At 62.8% G+C, this 6,698-nt stretch carries 3 protein-coding genes; 2 read left to right on the top strand and 1 reads right to left on the bottom strand.

The features are described from left to right. Window positions 1-2,488, bottom strand: a 2,488-nt coding sequence (locus ACH2EH_RS01695) for a UvrD-helicase domain-containing protein (RefSeq protein ID WP_395138223.1), incomplete at its 3' end; no start/stop codon positions are given. A gap of 48 nt (window positions 2,489-2,536) precedes the next feature. On the opposite strand from ACH2EH_RS01695, the gene ACH2EH_RS01690 reads away from it, so the two are divergent. Next, window positions 2,537-3,664: a hypothetical protein gene (locus tag ACH2EH_RS01690; protein WP_395138221.1), complete on the top strand. Its 1,128-nt coding sequence runs from the start codon at window positions 2,537-2,539 to the stop codon at window positions 3,662-3,664. A gap of 75 nt (window positions 3,665-3,739) precedes the next feature. After that, entirely contained in the window at window positions 3,740-6,586 is a 2,847-nt protein-coding gene (locus ACH2EH_RS01685) for a DUF1553 domain-containing protein (protein ID WP_395138219.1), read from the top strand. Window positions 6,587-6,698 lie beyond the last annotated feature (112 nt).

Genomic DNA, 6,698 nt, shown 5'->3' with positions numbered 1-6,698 from the left:
TGGGATTGTCGGTGGGTTTCTCCTGAACCACTTGCAGCTCGTAGCGCTTGGGGCAGCGCAGGTACAGCTCGGCATCGGGCGCTTTGACCTCCGGGCGCGTGCCGGGTTGCTCGCGAACCGGCGGCGGCTCCAGCGTGTCGCTACTGCGCCAGAACACGGTCTCGACGCCGTTCACGTTCTCAAGACAGTCCAGCAAGGGCGAGGGCCGCGCACTCATGCGACCGTGCTTCACGGCGCGAGAGAGCACCAGATGATCGCGGGCACGGGTCAGTGCGACAAAGAACAGCCGCGCCTCTTCATCGGAGGCCACGGTTCCAGGCTCCTCTTTAGCCTCGTCTTCTTTTTCGTCGCTGTTTTCCGCAGGCAGCGGCGTGAGGAGGCCGGGCATGGGGCGCGGGGGAAAGCGGCCCACGGCGAGATTAGGAACAAAGACCACAGGGAACTCTAGGCCCTTTGCACCGTGAACCGTGAGCAGCCGCACCGCGTCCTCGTTCTCGTTGGCAGGAGCCGACGGCGCGGTTCCCAGGCGTGTCAGGCGGCGCAGGTGCTCTAAAAACGCCCGAATGGGCCGTGTCTCGCCAAGGCGCAGAATCGCCTCGCGCTCTCGAAACGTGAGCGCAAGCATCAGTAGACTCGTCACCGCCTCGGGTTCGGCAAGCGTGCGGGCCATGCCCTCAGCACCGTAGAGCATCGCGATCAGAGAGTCGTAGGCATCGGCGTTTGTCTCGATCTGCTCCTCCAGCCTTGCCAGTAGCATCCGCACATCGGGGCGGGTAAGCAGGCCGCCTTCATCGGGGCCGGGGCCGACGGGAATCCCCCGCGCGACTAGGGCTTTCTTCAGGTTGCGTGCCTGGCTTCGGGTGCGACAGAGCATCGCCAGCTCGCGCCAGGCATAGCCCTCGTCCACATAGGCTTGCATGCTCGCCGCCATGCCCTCCGCTTGCCCGGCATCGTGGGGGGCGATAGCAAGCGTTGTCGAGGCCAAGCCCTCACGGCGCGGCTCCCAGACCTCGCCGCCCTCACCGCTAGCCTGTCCAAAGAGCGTAACCAAGCCAGGGCGCGAGCGATAGTTCACTGCCAAATCCATGCGCCGTCCGCCGGGGAAGTCCTCGGCGAAGCGCGCCACATTGGCGGGCGACGCGCCGCGAAAGGCGTAGATCGCCTGCCGCAGATCGCCCACGGCCCAGAGCGCCGTGCCATCGGGCCCCGTGAGAAGCTGCACGAGTCGTGCGCCCGAGCGGTTGATGTCCTGGTACTCGTCCACTAAGACCTGCCGCCACTTGCCCCGCTCCCCTGCCAGCACATCCGAGTAGGCTTCGAGCAGCCGCAGGGGCCGCACCACTAAGTCCGCGAAGTCCAGCGCCCCGTGCTCCTTGAGCAGGCCCTCGTAGGCCGCGTAGAGCCGGGCGATATCTTGCCAGATCTCATCGCCGCTCGCTTCGGCGCGCACTGCCAGCTCCTCGGGCGTGATCCCACTCTCTTTGACTTTCGAGATCGCACGCAGTGCCTCGGGCAACGGGTAGGCCGGGTCGTGGATGTAGCGCAGCGGCCCCAGCTCAATCAAGGCGATGCGGCGCTCTAAAAGCGCAAACGCCTCGGCTTCGGTGAGCATCAGTGGTCTTGGAGGAAGCCCGGCAAGCTTCCAGTGTCGGCGCAGTAGATCCAGACCATACGAGTGAAACGTAGTAATCGCTGCCCGCGCCGCAATGGTCTCGTCCTCGCTGGCGATCCGCTCGCGCATCTCCTCAGCGGCTTTTCGTGAGAACGTGAGCGCCAGAATATTCTCGGGGCGAACCTGCTTCTCGCGCACCAGAAACAAAACCCGCGCTGTGAGGGTACGTGTCTTGCCCGTGCCCGGCCCCGCACCGACGAGAAGTGGCCCGTAGTCGGCTTTTGCAGCAGCCTCTTGCGACGGATCCAGCCCCGCCGCGAGGCTTTTCTCGACGGGAGTTTTCTCTAAAATCGGGAGCACGAGAGGCGCGGTGAGCTGCGCAATGACCGTGGCGAGCGGCAGACCAAGCTTCTCCGCCATCTCCACGGCATCGAGCTTGTCGTCTATAAAGAGCTTTCGGGCAAGCGGCGCGGGCAGCAGGAACTCGCGGGCGTAGACATTGGCCTCGGTCTCGCGGCGCTGGCGGGGGCCGTAGCCATTTCCGGCGTTCTCAGGCGTCTCAGCCAAGTCACCTTCGTCGCAGCGGCACTCCTCGGGGCTATGGTGGAGTTTTAAATGCCCCAGCTCATGTGCGAGAATCAGCCGCCGCTCCTGAAGGCTGGCATCGTCGCGCACCCACACGGCCGATGCCTCGATATCTAGCACAGCGTGGGAGGTAAAAAGTAGCGGGTCGCGGCGCGGGCGGGGGCGCACGCTCAGCCCTGCGGCGGCGAACGCGGCCTCCAGCAGGGCATCAGCACTTACGCTTAACGTCTCGGGAAGGGCATCGCGGTCGGCGCGAGCATGGGAACGGGCACGGCTCCAGTCAGAGATCACGCGCTATTGTAGGCCTAAAAACGCCCGTTTGCTCGGTACAATGTCTTTATGCAAAACAAAGAAGTGCTGCGGCCTTTGATCGAGCCGCTTCTCACCGAGGCGCGAGGGTTACTGGCGACGGAGCCGGGCATTGAGGAACGCGCAAGCGTCCTGATCCGGCTCGCACGCGCCGAAGCGGCGATTGGCCAGCCGGATGCGGCGAAGAAGACGCGGGCCGATGCCGTGGCACTCATGCGTGGCGCACCCGTAGACGATCCCAAGCTCAGCCCGATGCTCTGGCCGATGGTCACGATTGCCCACGACGATGCGGGCGATGCGGCAGGCGCAAAAGCACTCTTTGCCGAGGGTGTACAGCGGGCACAGAAACAGAAAGCGCCCGAGTGGCGCTTCTACGGCCTCGCGTGGCTGGCGGTCTATCAGGCAAATCCGAAGAACGCCGCTGCGGCAAAAGCGACGATGGCACTGGCCGTGAAGTCCGCGCCCACGGTCGCCGCCAGCTCCGAGGGACGCTCGATGCAGACCAGCCTTCTGGAAGAGATCGGGGAGTTTGCGGCGGCAAAGGCACGCTTACTGGCAAATAAGGGCGATATTGCCAATATCGTGCTGGCGCTGGGCAATCTCGCCACCAAGCAGGCCAAGGCGGGCAATAAAGCGGGGGCGAAAGCCACACTCGCCGAGGCACTGAAGCGCAACCAGACCATTAAGGAGGCGATGGAGCGGCGCATGACACAGGAGTTTCTACTGGGCTACTTTGTGCAGATCGGCGACAGCGCCACAGCCAAGAAGCTTGCGGGCACCGATCCTAAGGCACGTAAGTCGGTCGCGGAGGCCCTGGCAGAAATGGGCGATGTGGCAGGGGCACGAGCACTCTTCTCCGAGCCACTCCCTGCCCTGGTGTACGCCCTCGCGACGAAAGCGAAAGTCGGCGAGGCCCAGAAAGAGGCGGAGCGCGTGCTCGCCAATCCGAGTAGTGTCATCATGCAGGACGAGCCGATTCGCCTTCTGGGAGCGGTTGCGGCTGCCCAGGCAAAGTCCGGCGACACGGCGGGAGCAACCGCCACGCTGGAGCAAGCCCGCAAGCGCATCGCGAGCGACACTACCTTCGGGGACAAGCGTCTGGTGCTCTTTGCCAGCCTCATTGAGAGCATTATCACCGGCGGCAAGCGCGAGCGCTAGCTTCAACATTTTACGTCTCGGCTCGCTTGCCAAAGGGGAAATGGCAGTTAGCGTCGAAGAGTAATGCTAGAACTTATGAATATTCTAAAGCTTGCTTCGTGTGCGCTGCTGAGCGCCGTCTGTGTGGGGATGAGCCTGGCAATCCCCACGCCCCCCGTTCAACGAGGGGGAACGGGAGGGGTTGTCTTCAACCGGGACATTCGCCCGATTCTCTCCGACAACTGCTTTGCCTGCCACGGCCCGGATAAGAACAAGCGCCAAGCGAACCTGCGGCTCGATGGCCCGAATCGTGCAGTGATTCCGGGGGATATTCTGGCCAGTACCCTGGCACAACAGATTCGTAGCGGCGCGATGCCCCCCCCCGACTTTCACAAGACACTCACCAACACGCAAAAGCAGCTTCTCCTGCGCTGGATTGGCGAGGGCGCGGCGTACCAGAAGCACTGGGCCTATGAAATGCCGGTGAAAGCGGCGATCCCAGCGGGCAAGAACCCCATTGATTTTCTGGTGCAGAAGCGCCTTAGGGAGCTCACGCTCAAGCCCTCACCCACGGCGGACAGACGCACGCTGATCCGGCGGCTGTCGTTTGACTTGCTGGGCCTGCCGCCCTCGCCACAGGAAGTGGCCGCGTTTGTGAGTGATAAAGCCCCCGATGCGTACGCGAAATTAGTGGAGCGCTTGCTGGCCAATCCCCACTACGGCGAGCGGATGGCGCAGGGCTGGCTGGATGTGACCCGCTTCGCGGACACCATTGGCTACCACAGCGACACGCCGCGCAATGTCTGGCCGTACCGCGATTATGTGATCAACGCCTTTAACACCAACAAGCGCTTCGATAGATTCACTCAAGAGCAGCTCGCGGGCGATTTACTGCCCGATGCCTCGCAAGAAACCCGGGTTGGGTCAGCGTTCAATCGGCTGCTTCTGACGACGGAAGAAGGCGGTGGACAGCCCAAAGACTACGAGGCGCGCTACCTAACCGACCGAGTGCGTGCCGTTGGGACAGTCTGGATGGGGCAGACCACGGGATGTGCTAACTGCCACGACCACAAGTTCGATCCCCTCACGCAGCGCGATTTCTTCCGCCTCGGGGCATTCTTCGCCGATATTGAGGAGGGCCTCATCGGTGCTCGCGAACCCGGAATGCTGGTTCCCACTGCCGAACAAACCCGTGAGCTGGCGAGCCATGAGGCGCGTGTTGCCACCCTTCAGCAGCGCTTCGATGCGATCTGGAAGCCCCTCAAGACGATAAACACGGCGGCGCTTGGGGGGACGACTCTTACCGTCCAGCCCGACGGCGCGGTTCTGGCGAGTGGTCCCAACCCGGACAAGAACACCTACACGCTTGAGACGGGAATCTCAGGGACGCTCACGGGGCTACGTCTGGAAGTGCTCCCCGATCCGTCGCTTCCCGCGCGCGGCCCGGGCCGCGCGGGCAACGGCAACTTCGTCCTGAGTGAGCTGATCGCGCAGCGCATCACGCCCGGCGCGGAGCCGCAGAAGCTTATTTTTTCAAAGGCACAGGCATCTATTGAGCAGGCCTCGTCTGCGGAGGCCCACCCCGACAAGCGCTGGAGCGCCGCCTCGGCACTGACCCCTGACAGCTTTGGCTGGGCGATCTTGCCCGATGCAGGAAAGCCCCATGAGCTGGTGGCCACCTTTGCGGAGCCCCTCACCCTCGCCGAGGGCGAGACACTCCGGCTCACTCTGGTGCAAAACCACGGCACGGATCACAATTTAGGCAAGTTCCGGTTCACGGCCCTTACCGGTGCCGAGGTGCCCGAGACTCTAAAAAAAGAGCTCACCGATGCCAAAAAAGCAAGAACTGACTACGAAGCCAGCATTGGCCGCTGCCTCGTCACGGTCAAAAACACCAAGCCCCGCACCGTGCGCATTCTCCCGCGTGGCAACTTCCTCGACGAAACCGGCGAAGCCGTCACGGCAGCGACTCCAAGCTTTCTCCCCAAAAGCACAAGCGGGAGTCGGCTCGATCTCGCCAACTGGCTGGTGAGCCGCGAGAACCCACTCACGGCGCGTACGGTGATGAACCGGCTCTGGAAGCAGTTCTTTGGGACAGGGCCAAGCAAGGTTCTGGACGATCTCGGGGCGCAGGGGGAGCCCCCCACCAACCCCGCGCTGCTGGACTGGCTCGCCTGCGAGTTTCGAGACAGTGGCTGGGATATGAGGCACATGGTGCGCCTAATGGTAAATAGTAATACCTACAAGCAAGTCTCGACAACAAGTAAAGCGCTTCTCGCCGCCGACCCCTACAACCGTGAGTACGCCCGCCAGAGCCGCTTTCGTTTAGAGGCTGAGGAAGTGCGCGACAATGCGCTCGCAGTCTCCGGGCTGCTCTCGCTCAAGCTCGGGGGGCCGTCGGTGAAGCCGTATCAGCCGGAGCGCTACTGGGAGAACTTAAACTTCCCCGTGCGCGACTGGATAGCCGATAAGGGAGAGAGCCAGTACCGGCGCGGGCTCTACACCTGGTGGCAGCGTAGCTTCTTACATCCCTCGATGCTGGCCTTCGATGCCCCCAGCCGCGAGGAGTGCACCGCCGAGCGCAACCGCTCCAATATCCCCCAACAAGCCCTGGTCTTACTCAACGACCCGACCTATGTGGAAGCTGCCCGTGCCTTTGGTGTTGGTATCCTCACCCAAACCGGTGGTTCACCTGAGCAAAAACTCACCTGGGCGTGCCAGCAAGTGCTCCAGCGCAACCCCAGCCCAACGGAGCAAAAGACCCTGCTCAGTGTTTACAATCAGCAACTGACTGCTTACAAAATGGACAGCACCGCCGCGGAGGCACTCCTAAAAACCGGCTACGCCCCACTACCGGAAAAGCTCGACAAAGCCGATCTCGCTGCGTGGACACATGTGGCGCGTGTGCTCCTGAACCTTCACGAAACGATTACACGACCGTAACTGATCCTCCGCCTAAAGGTGGGGGCTTTGACAGTGGAGGCAGGCCGAAACCGCTTCCCCGTCTATAGGGCAAGTTACATTGCCCCGTGCCTTGGAAGCAATATTCAGAGCT

The sequence above is a fragment of the Armatimonas sp. genome (genome assembly GCF_043760365.1).
Lineage (GTDB): Bacteria > Armatimonadota > Armatimonadia > Armatimonadales > Armatimonadaceae > Armatimonas.
Note: the sequence above shows the minus strand (reverse complement) of the source record. Positions and strands in the feature narration are given on the sequence as shown.